The sequence below is a fragment of the Nocardia sp. FDAARGOS_372 genome (assembly GCF_002554515.1).
Taxonomy (GTDB): Bacteria; Actinomycetota; Actinomycetes; order Mycobacteriales; family Mycobacteriaceae; genus Nocardia; species Nocardia farcinica.
Genome location: NZ_PDDW01000001.1, coordinates 690,233 through 710,559, shown reverse-complemented (window position 1 = coordinate 710,559; position 20,327 = coordinate 690,233). Strand labels below are relative to the sequence as shown.

Annotated in this window: 22 protein-coding genes; 10 read left to right on the top strand and 12 right to left on the bottom strand. The window is 70.7% G+C overall.

Annotation, left to right across the window (positions count from 1 at the left end; translation table 11 throughout):
- Positions 1–110: 110 nt before the first annotated feature.
- Positions 111–1,541 carry a TrkH family potassium uptake protein gene (locus tag CRM89_RS03610; protein ID WP_216641956.1) on the top strand — a complete coding sequence of 477 codons (1,431 nt, stop codon included), beginning with the start codon at positions 111–113 and terminating at the stop codon, positions 1,539–1,541.
- Positions 1,531–2,202, top strand: a complete 672-nt coding sequence (locus tag CRM89_RS03605) for a TrkA family potassium uptake protein (protein ID WP_050768000.1) — start codon at positions 1,531–1,533, stop codon at positions 2,200–2,202. The genes CRM89_RS03610 and CRM89_RS03605 overlap by 11 nt, the downstream gene beginning before the upstream one ends.
- Positions 2,203–2,205: 3 nt before the next feature.
- On the opposite strand, the gene CRM89_RS03600 is transcribed toward CRM89_RS03605, so the two are convergent.
- Both CRM89_RS03600 and CRM89_RS03595 read right to left on the bottom strand, forming a co-directional pair.
- Positions 2,206–3,318, bottom strand: a complete 1,113-nt coding sequence (locus CRM89_RS03600; protein ID WP_011208628.1) for an NDMA-dependent alcohol dehydrogenase — start codon at positions 3,316–3,318, stop codon at positions 2,206–2,208.
- 82 nt (positions 3,319–3,400) lie between these two features.
- On the bottom strand, positions 3,401–4,405 hold the full coding sequence (locus CRM89_RS03595) for a helix-turn-helix domain-containing protein (RefSeq protein WP_060592149.1): 1,005 nt from the start codon (positions 4,403–4,405) through the stop codon (positions 3,401–3,403).
- A gap of 259 nt (positions 4,406–4,664) precedes the next feature.
- Here CRM89_RS03595 and CRM89_RS03590 point away from each other — a divergent pair, with 259 nt between their 5' ends.
- The 6 genes from CRM89_RS03590 (at position 4,665) to CRM89_RS03565 (ending at position 10,406) form a co-directional block, all read left to right on the top strand.
- Positions 4,665–5,873 (top strand): lipid-transfer protein, encoded by a 1,209-nt coding sequence (locus CRM89_RS03590; protein WP_098083217.1) that lies wholly within the window; start codon positions 4,665–4,667, stop codon positions 5,871–5,873.
- Between the two features lie 62 nt (positions 5,874–5,935).
- A complete protein-coding gene (locus CRM89_RS03585) occupies positions 5,936–6,376 on the top strand; it encodes an SRPBCC family protein (protein WP_060592153.1) in 441 nt (146 codons plus the stop codon).
- 1 nt (position 6,377) lies between these two features.
- On the top strand, positions 6,378–7,235 hold the full coding sequence (locus tag CRM89_RS03580) for a MaoC family dehydratase (protein ID WP_170986900.1): 858 nt from the start codon (positions 6,378–6,380) through the stop codon (positions 7,233–7,235).
- Between the two features lie 24 nt (positions 7,236–7,259).
- On the top strand, positions 7,260–8,141 hold the full coding sequence (locus CRM89_RS03575) for an SDR family oxidoreductase (protein WP_011208623.1): 882 nt from the start codon (positions 7,260–7,262) through the stop codon (positions 8,139–8,141).
- 27 nt (positions 8,142–8,168) lie between these two features.
- On the top strand, positions 8,169–9,425 hold the full coding sequence (locus CRM89_RS03570) for an acyl-CoA dehydrogenase family protein (RefSeq protein WP_098083216.1): 1,257 nt from the start codon (positions 8,169–8,171) through the stop codon (positions 9,423–9,425).
- Positions 9,426–9,740: 315 nt separating this feature from the next.
- Positions 9,741–10,406, top strand: a complete 666-nt coding sequence (locus tag CRM89_RS03565; protein ID WP_060592157.1) for a TetR/AcrR family transcriptional regulator — start codon at positions 9,741–9,743, stop codon at positions 10,404–10,406.
- Positions 10,407–10,464: 58 nt separating this feature from the next.
- Here CRM89_RS03565 and CRM89_RS03560 read toward each other — a convergent pair whose 3' ends face one another.
- The 10 genes from CRM89_RS03560 to CRM89_RS30720 all read right to left on the bottom strand — a co-directional run bounded on the left by CRM89_RS03560 (position 10,465) and on the right by CRM89_RS30720 (position 18,466).
- The gene (locus tag CRM89_RS03560; RefSeq protein ID WP_011208620.1) at positions 10,465–10,989 is read right to left on the bottom strand and encodes a flavin reductase family protein; all 525 of its coding nucleotides are present in this window, start codon (positions 10,987–10,989) and stop codon (positions 10,465–10,467) included.
- Positions 10,990–10,999: 10 nt separating this feature from the next.
- Positions 11,000–11,347: a cupin domain-containing protein gene (locus CRM89_RS03555; RefSeq protein ID WP_011208619.1), complete on the bottom strand. Its 348-nt coding sequence runs from the start codon at positions 11,345–11,347 to the stop codon at positions 11,000–11,002.
- A 30-nt stretch (positions 11,348–11,377) separates the two neighbouring features.
- Positions 11,378–12,832: a 4-hydroxyphenylacetate 3-hydroxylase family protein gene (locus CRM89_RS03550; RefSeq protein WP_011208618.1), complete on the bottom strand. Its 1,455-nt coding sequence runs from the start codon at positions 12,830–12,832 to the stop codon at positions 11,378–11,380.
- The gene (locus CRM89_RS03545; protein WP_098083215.1) at positions 12,816–13,514 is read right to left on the bottom strand and encodes a DUF2848 domain-containing protein; all 699 of its coding nucleotides are present in this window, start codon (positions 13,512–13,514) and stop codon (positions 12,816–12,818) included. Before CRM89_RS03545 ends, CRM89_RS03550 begins: the two co-directional genes overlap by 17 nt.
- Complete coding sequence (locus tag CRM89_RS03540) at positions 13,511–14,323, bottom strand: carbon-nitrogen family hydrolase (protein ID WP_098083214.1); 813 nt, start codon at positions 14,321–14,323, stop codon at positions 13,511–13,513. Before CRM89_RS03540 ends, CRM89_RS03545 begins: the two co-directional genes overlap by 4 nt.
- Positions 14,324–14,344: 21 nt before the next feature.
- Complete coding sequence (locus tag CRM89_RS03535; RefSeq protein WP_011208615.1) at positions 14,345–14,989, bottom strand: GntR family transcriptional regulator; 645 nt, start codon at positions 14,987–14,989, stop codon at positions 14,345–14,347.
- A 24-nt stretch (positions 14,990–15,013) separates the two neighbouring features.
- The gene (locus CRM89_RS03530; protein ID WP_060592165.1) at positions 15,014–16,384 is read right to left on the bottom strand and encodes an MFS transporter; all 1,371 of its coding nucleotides are present in this window, start codon (positions 16,382–16,384) and stop codon (positions 15,014–15,016) included.
- Between the two features lie 356 nt (positions 16,385–16,740).
- Complete coding sequence (locus CRM89_RS03525) at positions 16,741–17,817, bottom strand: NAD-dependent epimerase/dehydratase family protein (protein ID WP_098083213.1); 1,077 nt, start codon at positions 17,815–17,817, stop codon at positions 16,741–16,743.
- A 231-nt stretch (positions 17,818–18,048) separates the two neighbouring features.
- Positions 18,049–18,270, bottom strand: coding sequence for a hypothetical protein (locus CRM89_RS03520; protein WP_011208612.1), 222 nt, complete (start codon positions 18,268–18,270; stop codon positions 18,049–18,051).
- Positions 18,271–18,295: 25 nt separating this feature from the next.
- A complete protein-coding gene (locus CRM89_RS30720; RefSeq protein ID WP_157838372.1) occupies positions 18,296–18,466 on the bottom strand; it encodes a hypothetical protein in 171 nt (56 codons plus the stop codon).
- A 229-nt stretch (positions 18,467–18,695) separates the two neighbouring features.
- Here CRM89_RS30720 and CRM89_RS03510 point away from each other — a divergent pair, with 229 nt between their 5' ends.
- Together CRM89_RS03510 and CRM89_RS03505 are read left to right on the top strand one after the other, a co-directional pair.
- On the top strand, positions 18,696–18,977 hold the full coding sequence (locus tag CRM89_RS03510; protein ID WP_098083212.1) for a hypothetical protein: 282 nt from the start codon (positions 18,696–18,698) through the stop codon (positions 18,975–18,977).
- Positions 18,978–19,086: 109 nt separating this feature from the next.
- A complete protein-coding gene (locus tag CRM89_RS03505) occupies positions 19,087–20,277 on the top strand; it encodes an FAD-dependent oxidoreductase (RefSeq protein WP_098083211.1) in 1,191 nt (396 codons plus the stop codon).
- Positions 20,278–20,327 lie beyond the last annotated feature (50 nt).

Sequence of the window (20,327 nt, the reverse complement as noted above, 5' to 3'; positions counted from 1 at the left end):
CCGGTATGGTGACCCGGGACCGTCGATTGCCTCGGCCGCGACCGGCGCCCGGTTCGCCTCGTCCGATCGAGTGCAGTCGAGCAGACGCATCGATCGGCCGGGAGGACGACGTGGTGGACCGACCGCGCCCACGCTGGGCTCTCACCGGCGCCCCCGGCCGGGCCCGCCGGTCCTTCGCGGCGCCCGCGCCGCACGCGCTGCCCGCCCCTCGGCATCCGGCACGGCTGGTGGTCTGCGGCTTCGCCGCCGCGACCGCGCTCGGCACGCTGCTGCTGATGCTCCCGGTCGCCGCCGAGTCCCGTACGGTGACCGCACCGGTGACCGCGTTGTTCACCGCGGTGTCGGCGGTGTGCGTGACCGGCCTGGTGGTGGTGGACACCGAAAGCCACTGGTCGCTGTTCGGGGAGCTGGTGATCCTGGGACTGGTCCAGGTGGGCGCCCTGGGCATCATGACGGTGGCCTCGCTGTTCGGGTTGCTCGTCGCCCGGCGGATGGGGCTGCGGATGCAGCTGATCGCCCAGACCGAGACCAAGACCGTGCGGCTCGGCGAGATCCGCCGCGTCGTGATCGGCGTCCTGCGGATGAGCCTGCTGGTCGAGGCGGTGGTCGCGACCGCGCTGACCGCACGGTTTCTGTTCGGCTATGACGAGCCGTGGTGGCGCGCGGCCTATCTGGGCATCTTCCACGCGGTCTCGGCCTACACCAACGCCGGATTCGTGCTGTTCGCCGACAGCCTGGTCGGCTTCGCCGCCGATCCGTGGATCATGGTCCCGATCACCGTGGCCTTCGTCGTCGGCGGTCTGGGCTTCCCGGTCGTCCTCGAGGTCGGCCGGTCCCTGCGGCGCAGCGCCCGCCGCGGTGTCGCGCACTGGTCGCTGCACACCCGCATCACCCTCGTCACCTACGGGGTGCTGGCGGTGGCGGGCATCCTCGCCATCACCCTGCTCGAATGGACCAACCCCGCCACGCTCGGCCCGCTGGGTCTGCCGGACAAGCTGCTCGTCGGCGGCTTCCACGGCCTGTCCCCGCGCACGTCCGGATTCAACGCCGTCGACGTCGGCGCGATGCACTCCGCGACGCTGTTGATCACCGACGCGCTGATGTTCATCGGCGGCGGCAGCGCGGGCACCGCGGGCGGCATCAAGGTCACCACCTTCGCGCTGCTCGCCTTCGTGATCGTCGCCGAGATCCGGGGCGAGCCGACCGTGCACGTGATGAACCGCAGGCTGGCCGCCGAGGTGCAGCGGCAGGCGATCACGGTGGCACTGCTCGGCGTGGGCACGGTCGTCGCGGGCACGGTCACCCTGCTGACGATCACCGGCATGGCACTGGACGCGGTGCTGTTCGAGGTGGTCTCGGCCTTCGGCACGGTCGGCCTGTCCACCGGCATCACCGCCGAACTCTCCGACCCCGCCCGTATGGTCGTGATCGTGTTGATGTTCATCGGCAGGCTCGGCCCGATCACGCTGGCCACCGCGCTGGCGCTGCGGACCCGGCGCCGCCGCTACGAGCTACCGGAGGAGCGCCCCATTGTCGGGTAGACCACGCAAGCCCGAGACCCGCGTCGTCGTGATCGGGCTGGGCCGGTTCGGCAGCGCGCTGGCCCGCGAACTCGTCACCCACGGCACGGAAGTGCTGGCGCTGGACGCCAATCCGGCGGTGGTGCAGCAGTACGCCGACGAGTTCACCCACGTCTCGGCCGTCGACACCACCGACGCCGAAGCACTCGCCCAGTTGGGGGTGCCCGACTTCCCGCACGCCGTGGTCGGCATCGGCTCGAACATGGAGGCCAGCATCCTCACCACCTCCCTGCTGTCGGACTTCGCGATCCCCCGGATCTGGGCCAAGGCGACCAGCCGCCGACACGGCCAGATCCTCGAACGCGTCGGCGCGCACCATGTGGTGCTGCCCGAACACGACATGGGCGAACGCGTCGCGCACCTGGTGACCGGGCGGATGATCGACTACATCGAGTTCGACGCCGATTACGCGATGGCCAAGACCACCGCCCCGGCGATGAGCATCGGCAAGACCCTCACCGCCAGCGGCCTGCGCAAGCGCTACGCCATCACCGTGGTCGCGATCAAACACCGCGGCGGCGAATTCACCTACGCGACACCGGACACGGTCGTCGCGGCCGGCGACGAACTCATCGTCTCCGGCCGCATCGACGAGGTCGAACGCTTCGCCGACCTCACCTGAGCGTCAGTAGACGATCAGGCCCTTGACGTTCTCCGCGTTGCGCATCGCCTCGTAGCCCTCGTTGACCTGTTCGAGGGTGTAGGTGCGGGTGATCATCTCGTCCAGCTTGAGCTGGCCTTCCATGTAGAGGCGCAGCAGGTGCGGGATGTCGAAGCGGATGTTGGCGTTGCCGAACCAGGCGCCCTTGAGGGTCTTGCGCATGGCGGTGAGGTCGAACAGGTTGAGGGTGACGTCGCTGGTCTCCAGGTCGCCGACGGAGACGTTCACGCACACACCGCCCTTGGCGACCAGGCTCATCGCCTGCCCGATCAGCGCGCCGCTGGCGACGCCGACGGTAATGAGCACCTTGTCGGCCAGGTAGCCCCAGGTGAGGTCCTGCACCAGCGGCAGCGCCTCCTCGACGGTGGCCACGGCGTGGGTGGCGCCGAACACCTTGGCCTGCTCGCGCTTGACCGGCGACGGGTCGACCAGCACCACGTGCCGGGCCCCGGCCAGTGCGGCGCCCTGCACCGCGCCGCACCCGACGCCGCCCATGCCGAGCACCACGACCGTCTCGCCCGCCGACACGCCCGCGGCGTAGACCGAGGAGCCCCAGCCGGTGGTGACGCCGCAGCCGACCAGCGCGGCCTTGTCCAGCGGGACGTCGTCGGTGATCTTCACGCACGACGCCTCGTTGACCACCGTGTAGGGCGCGAAAGTGCCGAGCAGGCAGAGGATTCCGGCGTCCTTGCCGCGCACGTGATGGCGGGCGGTGCCGTCGGAGACCTGGTAGCCGTCGAGCAGGTGCGCGCCGAGGTCGCAGATGCTGGACTGGCCGTTGGCACAGGGCCTGCACCGGCCGCAGGCGGGGATGAAACCGAGCGCGACGTGGTCGCCGGGCTTCAGGTTGGTGACGCCGGGGCCGACCTCGCGGACCACGCCCGCGCCCTCGTGACCGCCGATGAACGGATAGAAGCTCACCGGCACGCTGCCGTCGCGGACGTGCTCGTCGGAGTGGCACAGGCCCGAGGCCGCGAGCTCGACGAGCACCTCACCGTATTTCGGTGCGTCCAGCTCGAGCTCCTCGATCTGCCACGGGGCGCCGGGCTCCCACAGAACCGCTGCTTTCGACTTCATCGTCGTGTCCTCTCTCCTCGAACCGGCCCGGCACAGCGGGCTGTGCGCGATCTGGGTCGAGTCTGTTCGGCGCGACGACGGATTACTTGTGCGCAGGCGTACAGCTGTTTGGCCATTCGCGCACCGGCGCGCGGCGGTCGGGCCGGGACGCGGCCAGCCGGTACTGCCGCGGGGTCATCCCGTAGGCGGCTTTGAAGAGCTTGGAGAAGTGCGAGGCGTCGGCCAGCCCCCACCGCGCGGCGACCGCGCTGGTGGAACGGTCGATGCGCGGATCGGCGAGGTCGCGGCGGATGCGTTCGAGTCTGCGCTGGCGGATCCAGGTGGTGACCGTGGTGCCTTCGGTCTCGAACAGCCGTTGCAGGTAGCGCACCGAGATGTGGTGGGCGGCGGCGATGTCGGGCACGCTCAGCATCGGGTCGGCCAGGTGCGCATCGATGAACGCCTTGACCTGCACCAGCAGCCCGGCGCCCGCCGAGCGCGCACGTTCCTCGACGCCGCCGAATTCGGCGACCGCCGCGGTGAGCAGATCCAGCACCGCGTCGGCGATGTGGATGTCGCGGCTGAGATCGCCGCATGCCAGGGTGGCCGGGATGGCGCGCAGGAACGGCGCCAGCAGCGCACCCACGCCGCCGCGGCCGCCGATCCGGCGGGCGGTGATCTCGGTGAGTTCCGCGGCGCGGATCTGCCAGGACTCGCGCGGGAACATCGCCACGATCATCTGGAACGGCTGGTCGAAGTGCAGGGTGTAGGGGCGGCCGGTGTCGTAGACGGCCAGATCGCCCGGCCCCAGGACCGCGGTGCGGCCGTCCTGGACGACGGCCCCGCGCCCGCGGGTCTGCAGGCCGAGCTTGATGTAGCCGGGGTCGGCGCGGCGGATGGCGCGCGGGTCGCGTTCCACCCGCACCGGACCGCCGCCGACCTCGTTGAGCTGCAACGAGCCCACTTCGTGGCAGCTGAGCGTGCCGTCGAAGCCCGCCGCGGTCAGCGGGGTGGCGGTGAGGGGGACGAAGGCGTGCGAGATGGTCTCCTGCCATGTGTCGAACCGCTCCGCGGAGGGCGGTGTCGCGGCCGGTGCGAGAGTGCTCATACGACGACTCCGGTGTGGTCTCCTCCCGGGCTCCTGCGCGCCCGCGATCCCGGAATTATTACCGACTGTTCGGTCAGTAATCAAGGGGTCGGCATGCCCGGTCCCACCGACGCTCGGCCCGTCGAAACCATCACGTGTGTCTGTCCGCATCGAGTCGATTCCCGGTAAGGTGCCGGTTTTGCTTGCCAAATAAACAGTCAGCTGTGTAGGTTTCTGGCAACCCGGAACCAGGGCCACGATCCGAAGAGGAAGGCGCTCCATGGCGAACAGGGTGTTTGTCGTCGGCGTGGGCATGACGAAGTTCGAGAAACCCGGACGGCGCAAGAACGCGGACGGCAGCGACTGGGACTACCCCGACATGGCCCGTGAGTCGGGCACCGCGGCGCTGGCGGACGCGGGTATCGCCTACACCGACGTGCAGCAGGCCTACGTCGGCTACGTCTACGGCGAGTCGACCTCCGGCCAGCGCGCCGTCTACGAACTCGGTCTCACCGGAATTCCGATCGTCAACGTCAACAACAACTGCTCGACCGGTTCCACCGCGCTGTACCTCGCCGCCCAGGCGATCCGGGGCGGCCTGGCCGACTGCACCCTGGCGCTGGGCTTCGAGAAGATGCAGCCCGGCTCGCTGGGGGCCACCTTCACCGACCGCGAGCAGCCGATGATGCGGCACATGGACCTGCTCGCGCAGATCTCGGAGGTGAAGTTCCCGCCCGCACCCTGGATGTTCGGCGCGGCGGGCCGCGAACACATGCAGAAGTACGGCACCACCGCCGAACAGTTCGCCCGCATCGGCCACAAGAATCACGCGCACTCGGTGAACAACCCGTACGCGCAGTTCCAGGACGCCTACACCCTCGACGAGATCCTCGCCGCGCCGATGATCTACGACCCGCTCACCAAATTGCAGTGTTCGCCGACTTCCGACGGGTCCGGTGCGGCCGTGCTGGCCTCGGAAGCGTTCGTGGCGCGGCACGACCTGGCCGGGCAGGCGGTCGAGATCGTCGGCCAGGCCATGACCACCGATGTCGAGTCCAGCTTCGCCGCGGGCACCGCCGCCGCACTGATCGGCTACGACATGAATGTCGCTGCCGCACAGCAGGTGTACGAGCAGTCCGGGCTCGGGCCGCGCGACTTCCAGGTGATCGAACTGCACGACTGCTTCTCCGCCAACGAGCTGTTGCTCTACGAGGCGCTCGGCCTGTGCGGCGCGGGCGAGGCGGGCGCACTCGTCGACGCCGGGGACACCACCTACGGCGGCCGGTGGGTGGTCAACCCCTCCGGCGGGCTGATCTCCAAGGGCCACCCGCTCGGTGCCACCGGACTCGCCCAGTGCGCCGAACTCACCTGGCAGCTGCGCGGCACCGCGGACAAGCGCCAGGTCGACGGCGTCACCGCGGCATTGCAGCACAACATCGGACTCGGCGGCGCCGCCGTCGTCACCGCCTATCAGCGCGCCGAGCGCTGACCCTCCCCTCAACCACACACGCACCGTGGCGGTCCGCCGCCGACCCGATCGAGGAGCCGATCATGGGACACATCGAAGAAACCAAGCACCTCGCCGCCGAACCGCAGGCCGTGTGGGCCGTCGTCTCCGACCTCGCCTCGTGGAGCAGCTGGTTCACCGTGCACGACAAGTGGCTCGAGGAACCGCCCGCCGACCTCGCCGTCGGCACCACCCTGGTCGCCAAGGTCGTCATGCTCGGCATGGCCAACAAGATCGAATGGACCGTCCGCGAGGTCGAGGCACCGAGCAAGCTGGTGCTCACCGGCACCGGATTGGCCGGCGTCAAGGTCGAATTCGCGTTCACGCTCACCGCCCGCGACGGCGGCAGCGACTTCCACATCGCGGGCGACTTCGAGGGCGCCATGATCAAGGGCGCGCTCGGCAAGGCGGTGGAGAAGGACGCGGGCCGCCAGCTCGAGGACAGCGTGGGCAAGCTCGAAGCGCTCGCCACCGCCGGGGTCTGACGTGGTGAACCCCGACCTCGCCTTCGCCGAGGAGAACCTGAACGTCTGGACCGAGGACTTCCCGTTCACCGTCGAACGCGACCGCATCGCCGACTACGCCGCCGCCACCAACGATCCGATCCCCGCGCACCGCCGCGGCGACATCGCCTCCCCGGTGTTCGCGATCGTGCCGGTGTTCGAGCGGATGATCGAGCCCGCCGTCGACGTGGTCCCGCTGTCCATCTTCGGCCGGGGTGTGCACGGCGAACAGGACTTCCACTTCCACCGGCCGATCCGCCCCGGCGACACCCTGGTCTCGCGGGCGCGGATGACCGGCTACGAGGGACTGCCCAAGGGCACCCGCGCGGTGGTGCACGTCGAATGCCGCGACACCGCGGGCGAACTCGTCAACGAGCAGTACGTGACGATGTTCTTCCGCGGCGCGGACGCCAGCAACGGGCGGTCCGTCGGCGAGCTGGGCCCGTCCCACAAGCTCCCCGACGGTATCCGCGACCGCGAGCCGGTGGCGAAGGTGGCCCAGCACATCGATGCCGACCAGACCTTCCGCTACGCCCCGGCCTCCGGCGATCCGGTTCCGCTGCACCTGGACGAACAGGTGGCCAAGGACGCCGGCCTGCCCGGCATCATCGCGCACGGCCTGTGCACGATGGCGTTCGCGTCGTGGGCGGTGCTCACCGAGGTGGGTGACGCCGACGTCACACGGCTGAAGCGGCTGGCGGTGCGCTTCTCGAAGATGGTCTTCCCCTCCGACGACCTCGAGACCCGGATCTGGCGCACCGGCGCCGCCACCTATGCCTTCGAAACCGTGCGCGGCACGGACGTGGTACTCGGCGACGGTCTCGCCGTTTTCACCGATTGAGCTTTGCGAACAGGAGCGCGACAGATGGGAACACTCGACGGCAAGGTCGCCGTCATCACCGGCGCGGGCCGCGGCATCGGCCGCGAACATGCCCTGCTCTTCGCCCGCGAGGGCGCCGCGGTCGTGGTGAACGACTACGGCGGCAGCAATTCCGGCGAGGGCCACGACGCGGGCCCGGCGCAGCAGGTGGTCGACGAGATCGTCGCCGCGGGCGGACGCGCGGTCGCCGACACCGGCAACGTCGCCGACTGGTCGGACGCGAAAGCGCTCGTCGACCGGGCGGTCGCGGAGTTCGGCCGGCTCGACGTGGTGGTCAACAACGCGGGCATCCTGCGCGACGGCTTCCTCGCGGGCATGACCGAGGCACAGTGGGACGCGGTACTCGATGTCCACCTCAAGGGCCACTTCGCCGTGCTGCGCCACGCCGCCGCGCACTGGAAGGACCGCTCGAAGGCGGGCGACCAGCCCGACGCCGCGGTGATCAACACCGCCTCCGCTTCGGGGACCACGGTGCCCAACGCCGGCCAGGCCAACTACGGCGCCGCGAAGGCCGCCATCGCCGCGCTCACCCTGGTCGCCGCCGAGGAGCTGGGCCGCTACGGCGTCCGGGTCAACGCGATCGCGCCGATCGCGCGCACCCGGTTGACCCTGGCCACCCCGGGCATGGGCGCGATGATGGCCGCCGAGGCCGAATCCGCCGAGAACGAGGGCGGTTTCGACGCGTTCAGCCCCGCCAACATCTCCCCCCTGGTCGCCTATCTCGCCGGGGACGCCTGCCGGTTGACCGGCAAGGTGTTCGCCGTGCAGGGCGGCGCCATCTCCGAACTGGCCGGCTGGCACGACGTGAAGACCATCGAGACCGACGGCCCGTGGCTGATCGACGACATCGCCGCCCGACTGCCGTGAGACCGGCGCAGAGCTGAGGAGACCGACATGTTCGAGTGGTCCGAGACCGACGAGATGATCCGCCAAGCCGTGCGCGGCTTCATCGACAAGGAGGTGCGCCCGCACCTGGACGCGCTGGAGGACGGCACGATGTCGCCGTACCCGATCGCACGGAAACTGTTCGCCGAGTTCGGCATCGACGCGATGGCCGGCGAGCAGGTGGACTCGTTGCTGGCGAAGAAGCGCGCCAGGCAGGAGGCGCTCGCGGCCGGGCAGGAACCCGCCTCGACGGCCAAGCGCGGCGCGGGCGATCTGCTCGGCGCGCAGGCCTCGATGGCGGCGGTCGTGGTCGGCGAGTTGTCCGGGGTGTGCATGGGCCTGCTCACGGCGGTGGGTGTCAGCATCGGGCTCGGCGCGGCGACGATCATGTCCCGCGGCACGCTCGCCCAGCAGGAACGCTGGCTGCGCGACATCGTGACGATGGACAAGGTCGCCGCGTGGGCCATCACCGAACCCGACTCCGGCTCGGACGCCTTCGGCGGGATGAAGACCTACGTGCGCCGCGACGGCGAGGACTACCTGCTCACCGGGCACAAGACCTTCATCACCAACGGCCCGTACGCCGACATCATCGTCGTCTACGCCAAACTCGACGAGCCGGGGGTGGACCGGCGCGATCGCAAGGTGCTCACTTTCGTGCTGGACAAGGGCATGGAGGGCCTGACCCAGTCCAAGCCGTTCAAGAAGATGGGGCTGCACGCCTCCCCCACCGGCGAACTGTTCTTCGACAACGTGCGGCTCGGCCGCGACCGGCTGCTCGGGGAGACCGAGGACCACCGCGGCGGCGACGGCCGCGACAGCGCCCGCGCCAACTTCACCACCGAGCGCATCGGGGTGGCGTTCATGGCGCTGGGCATCATCGCCGAATGCCACCGGCTGTGCATCGATTACGCGAAGAACCGCAGACTGTGGGGCCAGGAGATCGGGCGGTTCCAGCTGGTGCAGCTCAAGCTGGCCACCATGGAGATCGCGCGGATCAACGTGCAGAACATGGTGTTCAGCACGCTGGAGCGGGCGCGGGCGGGCAAACTGCCCACGCTCGCCGAGGCGTCGGCGATGAAGCTCTACGCCGCCCAGGCCGCCACCGAGGTGGCGATGGAGGCGGTGCAGCTGTTCGGCGGCAACGGCTACATGAGTGAATACCGCGTCGAACAGCTGGCCCGCGACGCCAAGTCACTGATGATCTACGCGGGCAGCAACGAGATCCAGGTGACCCACATCGCCAAGGGACTGCTCGGCCGCTGAGCCAGGCGAGGCAGCGTTTTCCGAGGATCCCCCTGCTGCCCGGCTCCGCGCACTGCCCACGGCTCGGCGACCTCGACACCACGGCCACCCTGATCCTCGACGCACACCTCGACCGGAGGCCCGCATGAGTACGCCCGCCATCGACCCGCGCGGCCGAGCCACCGCGATCACCGGCGGGCCCGCAGCCGTCCTCGCCGGCCCGCCTCCTCGAGCACCGAGGACTGCGACGAGCACCGGATCGTCGCAGGTGAGGCCGGTCGAACCCGGCACGCCTGCGGCGAGTTGGCGACGGCACTGACTGTTATTGTCGGCAGCATGTCCGCAGCACCGCACGCCTCGCCGCCCGCCGCCCGGCCCGCCCGGCCGCGGCGGACCCAGGAGCAGCGCAGCGCGGAGACGCAGGCGAAGGTGATGGACGCGGCCATCGAATGCCTGCTCGAGGTCGGCTACGGCGAGACGACCACGCAGATGGTGGCCAAGCGCGCCGGGGTGACCCGCGGCGCCCTGCTGCACCACTATCCCTCCCGGGAGGATCTGGTCGCGGGGGCGGTGCGGTATCTGGCGGTGAAGCGCACCGAGGAGGCGTTGCGCACCTTCGCCCGGCTCACCCAGGGCGAGAGCCTCATCCCCGACGCGCTGGACCTGCTGTGGGCGCTGTACCAGGGCCCGCTGTTCACCGCCGCCATCGAGCTGCTGGTCGCCTCGCGCACCGATCCGGCGCTGGCCCGGCAGGTGGAAGCGGTCGAAGAGGTGGTCGTCAGCAGCATCAAGGCGGCCGGCAGCGCGATGGCGCTCAGCGGCATCTCCGCCGAGTCGTTCAACGAACTCGTCGTCACCGCCATGGACGCCATCACCGGCCTGCTCATCCGCTGCTATCCGGCCCGCGACTCCGACCGCCCGGAACGCGCCTGGGCCCGGTTGCGCACCCACCTGCTGGTCCTGGCGCACGCGCAGGTCGGGCGCGCCGCCCACGCCGGCTGAACTCCGGTCCACACCGGGTGCCGGTGGCCGGGCACGGTGCCCGCCCACCGGCATCCCGTCAGTACAACCAGGGCAATTCGTCGTGACCGAAGTCGTGGAAATCGCCGAAGCGGCCGGAGTAGAAGGCCAATCCGGTGCCGTCGCGCCACCGCATGTCCACGACCTCACCGTAGAAGACGCGGTGGTCGCCGACGTCGTGCGCGCTGTGCACCCGGCACTCCAGCTGCGCCAGCGCGTCCGGGATCAACGGCAGGCCGGAGCGGCTCAGGTCCACCGGCAGGCCCTCGAAGCGGGCGCCGCCGCGGGTGGCGAAGCGGCGGGCGATCGCCTCCTGGCGGGAGCCCAGGATCGAGACCGCGAAGCGGCCGCCCGCCTCCACCGCATCGGTGGTCCGGCTGCCGTGGGTGAGCGAGACCAGCAGGATCGGCGGTTCCAGGCTCACCGAGGTGAGCGAGCTGATGGTCATCGCGCACGGGTTGCCGGTGCCGTCGTCGGCGCTGACGATCGCCACGCCGGTGGTGAAGCGGCCCATGCTGCGGCGCATGTCCGAGGGTGTGGGGCAATGGAATGCCGGTAGTGTCATGGCAGGGCTCCTACCTGCTGTGGTAGCGGACTTCGAAGGTCACCACGCCCTCGTCGGTGCGCCAGGGACCGTGCGGCATGCCCGGCGGGCGGCAGGCGTACATGCCCGCGGTGAAGGTCTGGCCGAGGGTGAGGTCGGTGAAGGAACCCTCGAGAATGTAGACCTCCTCCCAGAAGTCGTGCTTCTGCACGCCCATCGGGGTGGAGTCGGCGCCGGGCTCGTAGCGCAGGATGCGGGTGGCGACATTGCCGTCCGGGTCGCGGGCCAGGATGCGCTCGGTGATGGCGGGATCACCGCCCGGGCACACCGTGTACTCGACGTCGGTGACGGGGAAGAACTCGAATTCGGGCTTGGCCATATCTTCTGCCTCTCAGGCGGTTTCAGGCTCTCAGGCGGTTTCGGACTTGTAGGCGGCGAGGAACTGTTCGACGTCGCGCAGCGGCTCCTCGTAGCCGTAGTTGCGGTAGGTGTAGGCGCCCTTCACCACGAACGGCGCGCCCGCGTAGAACAGCTCGTACTGCTGGTGGCGCCCGGCGAACTCCGAGCCGATGATGTCCCACGCCAGCTTGAACAGCTTGATGCGGTCCTCGGAGGGCACACCCGGCGACTGCACGTAGTGCGTGACGTCGCCGGAGGTGAGCGGGCTGGTGAGATCGGCGACGCTGGAGGGCAGCTGCAGCACACCGCCGCCGACCAGGTCGCGCAGGATCGACAGCACCCGCGGGTAGATCTCCGACTGCAGGCCCATCGAACCGTAGAGCGCGCGCTTGCCCGGCACCCACTGGCCCGCCTCGTCGGGGGTGGCGGTGTACTCGGCGGCCAGCACCGCCGATTCGACACCGGCCACCAGGGCCGCGAGTTCGCCGAGCTTCTCCTGCACGCTCGGGATCTTGTCCACCCCGTTCACCTGGGTGACGCGGCGCGCGACACCCGCGATGAACCGCAGCTTGGTGGCGAACCGGATCTGGGCCTGCCAGTTGCCGAGCGCGTGCGCGCCGGTGTCGAAGAACTGCCTGCGCACGCCCGCGATGTCGCGGTCGACGAACACCCGGTCCCACGGGATGAGCACGTCGTCGAACACCACCAGCGCGTCGGGCTCGTCGTAGCGGCTGGTCAGCGGGTAGTCGAAGCTGCTCGTGGCGGCCGGGGCGTAGGGGCGGCGGCAGTAGAGCTTGAGGCCCTCGGCGTTGGCGGGGACGACGAACGACACCGCGAAGTCCTGGTCGTCGGGGCCGAGCGGCTTGATGCAGGACACCAGGATCTCGTCGGCGATGGCCGCGCCGGTGGCCAGCATCTGCGAGCCGCGCACGATCAGGCCCTCCTCGGTCTCGCGCACCACGCCGACCTGGAGGAACTCGCCCTCCCAGCCCGAGGCGGTGGTGGCCCGCGAAACCTGCGGCGGGATGATCGCGTAGGAGACGTAGAGGTTGTCGGCCAGCAGCCGCCGGTGGAAGGCGGTGACGTTGGCCGAGAAGTCGCGGGTGCCCTCGGCGAACACCTCGGGGTGCGCGGCGAACGAGGCGAGGAAGGTGCCCACGTGGTCGGGGCTGCGGCCCACCCAGCCGTGGGTGTGCTGGGCCCAGGTCTGGATCGCCTCGCGGCGCGCCCGCAGTTCCTCCTGGCTGCGCGGGATGCCGAACACCCGGTTGGCCGGGCCGCCGGTCTCCGGCGCGGTGTACTGCATGCCGTTGGCCGGGTCGGCGGCCAGATCGAACAGTTCGGCGATCGTCTGGGCGACGGGCGCGAACGCCGGGTGGGTGGTGACGTCGTCGACCTTCTCGCCGTCGACGAGCACGACCCGGCCGTCGTTGAGGGAGGACAGGTACTCAGCTCCGGTGCGCATCGCGAGCTCCTTCGAGGGTGGTGTAGGTGTGGGTCAGGGCGCGCCCGTCGGGCAGCAGCAGTTCCAGGTCCCAGCGCGTGCCGGGGGTGAATTCGCCGTCGAGCAACGGCAGCGTGCCCGCGAAGCAGACGAAATCGCCGCCGTCGTCACCGAGCCGGTCGGCGACGACTGCGAGCAGATCGGTGGGCGTGCGCAGGGCGGCCAGGGTGCCGTCCTGGTAGAGCTTTCCGTCCACCCAGCTGCGGGCGCGGCAGGCGTCCCAGTCGAAACGCGACCAGTCGGCCACCTCCACCACGTGCGGGCCGATCGGCTTGGCGCAGGCGCGTTTCGACTCGCCGATGTCGATGGTCTCCAGGGCCCGGTCGGTGTGGTCGGAGCCGACGCCGAGGAAGTACCGGCCGCGGTGCCGCAGCAGCACCGGCTCGACCTCGCCGGAGGTGTCGGCGCTCGGCACCGGCGTGGTCGCGGCGGTGGTCACGGTGGCGGTGGACACCGGGTAGAGCATCGGCACGGACTCCGGCGGTGCGACCCCGATGGCGGCCAGTTCGTCGATGTGGTGGCGCACCGCGGCCTCGTCACGGCCGGTGTAGCCGGCGACGATCGCCCGGGCGCCGTCGAAGGACAGGGTCTCCCCGGAATCCAGGACGGTGCAGGACAGGACGGCGGTGATGGTCTCGGTCACGCCGGCACCTCGCAGCGATTCAGGCCGCGGTAGTCGTCGAGCCGGTCGGCCAGCACGGGGAATTCCGCACGGGTCCGCGCGACGACCGCCGGGTCGATGTCGACGACGGTGAAGCCCTCCTCGGCGCCGGCCTCGCCGAGCACCTCGCCCCACGGGTCCACCACGCGGCTGTGCCCGCCCAGCTCGACACCGTTGTGGGTGCCGACCGCGTTGCAGGCGATGACGATCACCTGGTTGTCGACCGCGCGGGCTCCGGTCAGCAGCCGCCAGTGCGCCAGCCGGGCCGCGGGCCAGGCCGCCGGCACGACGACGATTTCCGCACCGGCGTCGACCAATTCGCTCCACAGGCCGGGGAAGCGCAGGTCGTAGCAGGTGGTGGCGGCGGTGCGGCCGAAGGCGGTGTCGGCGACGCGGATCTGCTGTCCGGGCTGTAGCAGCCGGGCTTCTTCCGAGCGGTAGCCGAAGACGTGAATCTTGCTGTAGCGGTGCGCGATCCGACCGTCCGGGTCGAGCAGGACGGCGGTGTTGCGCAGCCGGTCGCCGTCGGCGCGCTCGACGATGCTGCCGATGTGCAGGTAGCAGCGGCGTTCGCGGGCGACGGCGGCCAGCACCTGGACGGTGGGACCGTCGAGGGTCTCGGCGGCGGCCTGGTAGTCGGCGAAGTGGTTGTAGCCGACCCGCCACAGTTCGGGCAGCACGATCAGGTCGGCGTCGGCGCGGAAGGCGGCCAGCGACTGACGTACCCGTTCGAGCCGGTGTGCGGCGGTCTCGGCGTCCGGACTGGCCAGTTGTGCCAGAGCGACTTTCATGGAAGGTCCTTAGGAGTGGGGTCAGAACCTGGGCTGCTTGAGCGAGCACAGGGTGGTGTCGAGGTGTTCGCGCACCGCGTGGATGGCGGCCTCGGTGTCACCGGCGGCGAGGGCGTCCACGATCGCGCCGTGTTCGACGAGCACCTGCTTCTTGCGGCGTTCGTCGGAGAGCATGATGCGCACGCCCATCCGCATCTGGCGGTCGCGCAGGGAGCGGTAGAACTCGTGCATCACCTGGTTGCCCGCGGCGCGGATGACGGTGGTGTGGAACTCGAGGTCGTGGGCGATGAACTCGACCGGGTCGGTGTCGGCGTCCTGGGCGGCCAGCAGTTCCCGCAGCCGGTCGGGCACCTGGCCGGGATTCGGGGCGACCTGCGCGATCGACCACTCCTCCACGACCCGGCGGGCCTGCATGACGTCGTCGACGTCCTTGTCGGTGAGTGCCGGGATGTAGGCGCCCTTGTGGGGCACCCGGCGGATGAAACCCTCGGCCTCGAGCCGGAGCAGTGCCTCGCGGACCGGGGTACGCGAGGTTCCCGACGCCGCGGCGACCTGGGCCTCGGACAGGAACATCTCTTCATCGCGCGGCAGGGTGAGGATGGTGTTCTTCAACCATTCGTAGGCCAGCTCCGGCGCGGAGGCCGCGCTGGTCTTCGATGTCGTCATGAGAGATGCCCTTTCCTCGGTGATTTACGGGATGACTACTGCCGCGTCGGTGGCGGTGCCGGTGGCCGGCGCCTCCTCCTGCACGTCGGCGAGGTCGACCGTGCGGGTCTCCTTGGCCACCAGGGCGGCGACCAGTGAGATCACGCCCATCAGTGCCAGGTAGGCGCCGATGGCCTGACCGGAGCCGAAACGGTCGTAGAGCGCGATGGCGATGATCGGCGCCAGCGATCCGGCCAGCACCGACGCCAGGTTGTAGGCCAGCGACACCCCCGAGTAGCGCACCTCGGTCGGGAACAGTTCGGAGAAGAACGCCCCGATGACGGCGCTGTAGGCGGCGAAGATGACCAGTCCGACGGCCACCGCGAGGAAGATCGCGCCGGTGGCTTCGGTGTCGAGCAGCGCGAAGAAGGCGAACGCCCACACGATCGTCGCGATCGAGGCGCCGATGTAGATGGGCCTGCGCCCGATCCGGTCGGCCAGCACCGCGAACAGCGGGATCGCCACCAGCGCCACCACCATGCCGATCATCACCGCGTTGAGGCCGGTGCTGCGCGGCAGGTCGAGAATCTGGGTGAGGTAGGTGATCACGAACAGCGAGAAGATGTAGAAGCCGGCGTTCTCACCGAAGCGGGTGAAGGCGGCCAGCAGGATCTGGCGCCAGTACCCGCGCACCGCCGCGGTGAGCGGCATCCGCAGCACCGCCGGGCTGGTCGCGGCCCTGGTCTGCTCGAACAGCGGGGTCTCCGCGACGTACAGCCGCAGCACCAGCCCGATGACGACCAGCAGCGCCGACATGCCGAACGCGACGCGCCAGCCCCAGGACAGGAACGCCTCCTCCGGCAGGACCGCGCCGAGCAGCGCCAGCGCGCCCGCGGCCATCAGGTTGCCCAGCGGCGGGCCGAGGTTCGGCCAGGCCGACCAGAACGCGCGCCGCTTGGAGTCGCCGTGCTCGGAGACCAGCAGCACCGCACCGCCCCACTCGCCGCCGAGCGCGAAGCCCTGCACCAGCCGCAACAGCACCAGCAGCAGCGGCGCGGTGACGCCGATGGCGGCGTAGGTGGGCAGCAGCGCGATGAGGAAGGTCGACACGCCCATCAGCAGCAGGCTCGCGATCAGCGTGGCGCGCCTGCCCTTGACGTCGCCGAAGTGGCCGAGCACGGCGGCGCCGAGTGGCCGCGCGACGAACCCCACGGCGTAGGTCGCGAACGCCAGCATGGTGCCGACCAGCGGATCCTCCGACGGGAAGAACAGCTTGTTGAACACCAGCGCGGCGGCGGTGCCGTAGAGGAAGAAGTCGTACCACTCCACGGCGGTACCGGCGAGGCTGGACCCCGCGATGACCGGCAGACTCGTATGCGGTCGCCGGTTGATAGATTTGTCCTTGGCGGTTGCCATGTCGACTCCTCGTCGATTCGTCGCTACCTGACGATCCATCGGCCCCGCATCTACCTGCACGTAGATGCCTTCGCCGGGCGATGGAAGGTACTGCCTGGCTCGGTGGTTGTTGGCGCAACCACCGAGCCGTCCGTCCTGCTCCCTCTCACCGTGCGACCCGGCTGTGAACCGGATCACGAACAGGACGTGTACCAGTTGTATACCATCGGTCCACAATCGATCAAGGCCCGGAACCGGACCGAAACGTTGGTAACGGGGTTTTTACCGGTGCCGGGATGATCGCCCGGGCCACACCTCAGCTGTCGGCGATAGCCCGTCCCGGCAGGCGGCGGCCGGCGCGAACATCCGGGAATGTCTCAGAAAGCGCTGCCGGACAGGGCTTTCCGCGGGCTCTGGCTCTGGTGGGTCGGCCGGGCGATCCGCACCGGCGGCCGGCCCGGTGACAGCACCGGAGTCGGTCCGCAGCGTTTGCTCGCCAGGGCGTCGACGAGTTCGGCGCAGACCGCGACGCCGTCGTGGCGGGGCCGCCAGCCGAGATCGTGGCGGGCGGCGGTGGTGTCGAGCAGCGGCGCGCGGTCGGCCAGCCGCAGCCATCCCGGGTGCAGGGGTTGCAGACCCAGCCGCCACGCGGGCCAGGCGGCCGCGGTGAGGACCGCGCGCGGGACCGGGACACGGAAGCCGCCGAGCTGCCTGCTCAGCGCGGCGGCCCGCAGGACCGGTTCGGCGGCGAGGTTGTAGGCGCCCGCGGCCTGCCCGCGCAGCGCGAGGTGGATGGCGGCGGCGACGTCCTCGGCGTGCACGAACTGCAACCGCAGTCCGGGCCAGGCGGGCACCGGCAGCAGGCGACGGCCGATCACCGTGCGCGGCAGCCACCGGCTCACCGCCCAGTCGGCGATCTCCGCCCCCGCCGCGCCCTGCACCACCGCGCACGGCCGGAACCGGACCACCCGGATGTCGGGGTGCGCGGCGACGAACCGGTCCAGCTGCCGCTCCAGCACCGCCTTGCCGACGCTGTAGGCACTGCCGGGCACCCCACCCACCGGCCACCGCTCGTCCACCCGCTCCCAGCGCGGCGCAGGCCGATAAGCGGCCGCCGAGGACGCGCACACCAGATGCGGGACGCCGCGGTCGGCGACCGCGGCGAGCACCCGGTCGGTGCCGGTGAGGTTCGTGCGCATCATCGGTGGCTCCCCGACGCGCGGGTGGATCGCCCACGCGAGGTGGACCACGGCGTCGGCATCGGCGAACGTCGCGCGCAGGGTGTCCACCGCGGCGGGATCGGCGAGGTCGCAGCGCACCCACCGGACGGCGTCGAAGGTTCCCGGCCCGGGCGGTCGACGACACAGGCCGACCACCTCCTCGCCCGCCGCGAGCAGAGCCCGCACGAGCGCGCTGCCGATGTTCCCGCTCGCGCCGACCACGACCACCTTCATCGGTCACCCCCGCCGAGGTGCGGCGTGGTCGTCCGATCGGAGGTCGTCGGCCCCTCACCCATACCCCGCTCCTCGCCCTCGTGGTTCCGCGGCCGGAGCTGCCGCCCGGACGTGGGCTCCGACTACCCGGCCACCAGCGCCGGAAACGGAAAACCGACGATGCCCAGGCCGGTTGTGGCCGGGGCATCGTCGGTTCGGCGGCGGGACCCGCTCAACGGTGGGGCGTGTCCGTCACACCGCGCAGGGGTCGGGGTCGACGATGCCGTCGTCGGGCATCCCGCTGCTCAGGGCCACCAGGGGCCCGATGGGCAGGCAGCGGATCACGTAGATCAGCAGGTCCGACGAACCGGAGGAGGCCGAACCGGTGGGCGCGTCCGCCGGGGCGGCGGAGGCGGCTGCGGGCGCGGCGAGCAGGGCGGCGGCCACGGCAACGGCGGTGATCAACTTGGACAACGGGTTTCCTTTCCCGGGTTGGTGCTCAGCACAGCGGTGCGCGTGAACCGACGAGTTCGCCCTTGAACAGGCAGACCACCAATTCGACCAGGCCGCGGGCGTATTCGCTCGAACCGGCCGCCGAGCCGGTGTCGGCCACCGCGACGGCCGGCGGGGCAGCGACGGCGGGGGCGAATCCGGCGGTGGATGCGATCACCGCCGCCACCGCGACAGTTGCGAAAGTCCGGGACATTGTCATTCGACACACTCCGTCCGGTCGGGGTCTGGCGCTTGCACGGACAGTCTCGACCGCGCCGTCCCCGACCGACAGACCCGAACTCTCCGGGCTTCCCGCCGCGCCTGCACCGTGCTTCGCGGCGGAAATGTTCGGATGACACCGAACGAGGTTCACCGGGCGCCGTGGCCAGGGTGAGAGTGGGTGCGGGGTGCTCGGCGCCAAGCATGCGGTCGTTCTGCGTGTGCCGCAAGGTTTTTCGCCGATCGGCGAATGGGGCCCGCAGCTGCCGGCCTGCGACGTCACCGTGGTGGCCGACTGGCGCAATCTCGACACCGGCGCCACGGGTTCGGTGAGCCCGGTTCGTACCGGCCGGGCAGCGCCTGCCTCCCCGGCGATCACGCTCCTCCCCACCGGCCCGGGCCGGGTCCAGCTGACACTGCGGACGGACAAGCCGAACATCCCGGCGTCGCTGGACGTCTTCGCGTCCTGACCGGTGCGCCCATAACGTCAACCCTAGGTTGACGACACCTCCCGCGTCAACTATAGGTTGACGCAGCGCTCGACCGGGCGCAATCGCAACGAGACGAACGGGGCCACCCATGACCGACCACCACCCGACCACCCACCGCGACGCCCGGCAGAGGCGGGTGATCGTGATCGGGGCGGGCATCGCCGGACTCGCCACCGCCCTGCGCCTGCACCGGGACGGCTGGGACGTGCTCGTCGTCGAGCGCGCCCCGGCTCGCCGCAGCAGCGGCTACCTGGTGAACCTGCACGGCCCCGGCTACGACGCGGTGGAGCGGCTCGGCCTGATCCCCGCACTCGCCGCCCGCGACATCGGCTTCTTCCGCTCGATCCTGGTCGACGCGGACGGGCGTGAGAAGTTCACGGTGCCCAGCGAGGTCGCGCAGGCCGCCGTCGGCACCCGCGCCTTGACGATCTTCCGCGGCGACCTCGAAACCGTGCTGTACGAGGCCGTCGCCGACACCGTCGAGATCCGGTTCGCGACCGTGCCGCACGCCGTCACGCAGGACACCGCGGGCGTCGACGTGGCGCTGAGCGACGGCACCCGCATCCGGGCGGACCTCCTCGTCGGCGCCGACGGAGTACGCTCGCGCACCCGCGCGCTGGTGTTCGGCGACGACCCGGGACACCTGCGCGACCTGCGGCACATGGTCGCCGCCTTCTCCCTGCCCGAGCCGCCCGCCGGGATTCCCGAGGGCGCGGGCACGACCTACATCGGACCCCGCCGCACGGCCGCGGTGATGAACCTCGGCCCGCACCGGTCGGCCACCTTCTTCACCTATCGGTGCGACGACACCGCCGCCGAGTACGCCCGCGGTCCGGAGCGGGCGTTGACCGCCGCCTTCGGCGATCTGGGCGGCGCGACCGCGCAGGCGCTCGCCCAGGTGACCGCCACCGCCTACTTCGACGCGGCCACCCAGGTGACCCTGGACGGCCTGCACCGCGGCCGCGTCGTCCTGGTCGGCGATTCCGCCTGGTGCGTCACGGTTTTCGCGGGCTACGGCGCCGCCCTCGCCATCGACGGCGCGGACCGGCTCGGCGCCGCGCTGTCGCGGCACGGCGACATCCCCACCGCGCTGGCCGCGTGGGAGACCGAGTTGGGCCCGGAGATCCACAAACGCCAAGCGCTGGCCCGCCGCGGGGTGAGCCGCTTCGCCCCACCCACCAGAGCCCATGTGATGGCCGGGGAGCTCGCGCTGCGTGCGATCCAGCTGCCCGGCATCCGCGCGCTGGTGCGCCGGTCCATCCAGCGCGCGAACAACTGAGGGCAGCCGGGCGGAAACCGCTCGGACGAGCACCGACCCGTGTACTGTGA

Bases quoted from the DNA above. Each gene is read 5' to 3' on its own strand.
- CRM89_RS03600 (WP_011208628.1), bottom strand. From the start codon at position 3,318: ATGAAGTCGAAAGCAGCGGTTCTGTGGGAGCCCGGCGCCCCGTGGCAG.
- CRM89_RS03595 (WP_060592149.1), bottom strand. From the start codon at position 4,405: ATGAGCACTCTCGCACCGGCCGCGACACCGCCCTCCGCGGAGCGGTTC.
- CRM89_RS03590 (WP_098083217.1), top strand. From the start codon at position 4,665: ATGGCGAACAGGGTGTTTGTCGTCGGCGTGGGCATGACGAAGTTCGAG.
- CRM89_RS03585 (WP_060592153.1), top strand. From the start codon at position 5,936: ATGGGACACATCGAAGAAACCAAGCACCTCGCCGCCGAACCGCAGGCC.
- CRM89_RS03575 (WP_011208623.1), top strand. From the start codon at position 7,260: ATGGGAACACTCGACGGCAAGGTCGCCGTCATCACCGGCGCGGGCCGC.
- CRM89_RS03570 (WP_098083216.1), top strand. From the start codon at position 8,169: ATGTTCGAGTGGTCCGAGACCGACGAGATGATCCGCCAAGCCGTGCGC.
- CRM89_RS03565 (WP_060592157.1), top strand. From the start codon at position 9,741: ATGTCCGCAGCACCGCACGCCTCGCCGCCCGCCGCCCGGCCCGCCCGG.
- CRM89_RS03560 (WP_011208620.1), bottom strand. From the start codon at position 10,989: ATGACACTACCGGCATTCCATTGCCCCACACCCTCGGACATGCGCCGC.
- CRM89_RS03555 (WP_011208619.1), bottom strand. From the start codon at position 11,347: ATGGCCAAGCCCGAATTCGAGTTCTTCCCCGTCACCGACGTCGAGTAC.
- CRM89_RS03550 (WP_011208618.1), bottom strand. From the start codon at position 12,832: ATGCGCACCGGAGCTGAGTACCTGTCCTCCCTCAACGACGGCCGGGTC.
- CRM89_RS03540 (WP_098083214.1), bottom strand. From the start codon at position 14,323: ATGAAAGTCGCTCTGGCACAACTGGCCAGTCCGGACGCCGAGACCGCC.
- CRM89_RS03535 (WP_011208615.1), bottom strand. From the start codon at position 14,989: ATGACGACATCGAAGACCAGCGCGGCCTCCGCGCCGGAGCTGGCCTAC.
- CRM89_RS03530 (WP_060592165.1), bottom strand. From the start codon at position 16,384: ATGGCAACCGCCAAGGACAAATCTATCAACCGGCGACCGCATACGAGT.
- CRM89_RS03525 (WP_098083213.1), bottom strand. From the start codon at position 17,817: ATGAAGGTGGTCGTGGTCGGCGCGAGCGGGAACATCGGCAGCGCGCTC.
- CRM89_RS03505 (WP_098083211.1), top strand. From the start codon at position 19,087: ATGACCGACCACCACCCGACCACCCACCGCGACGCCCGGCAGAGGCGG.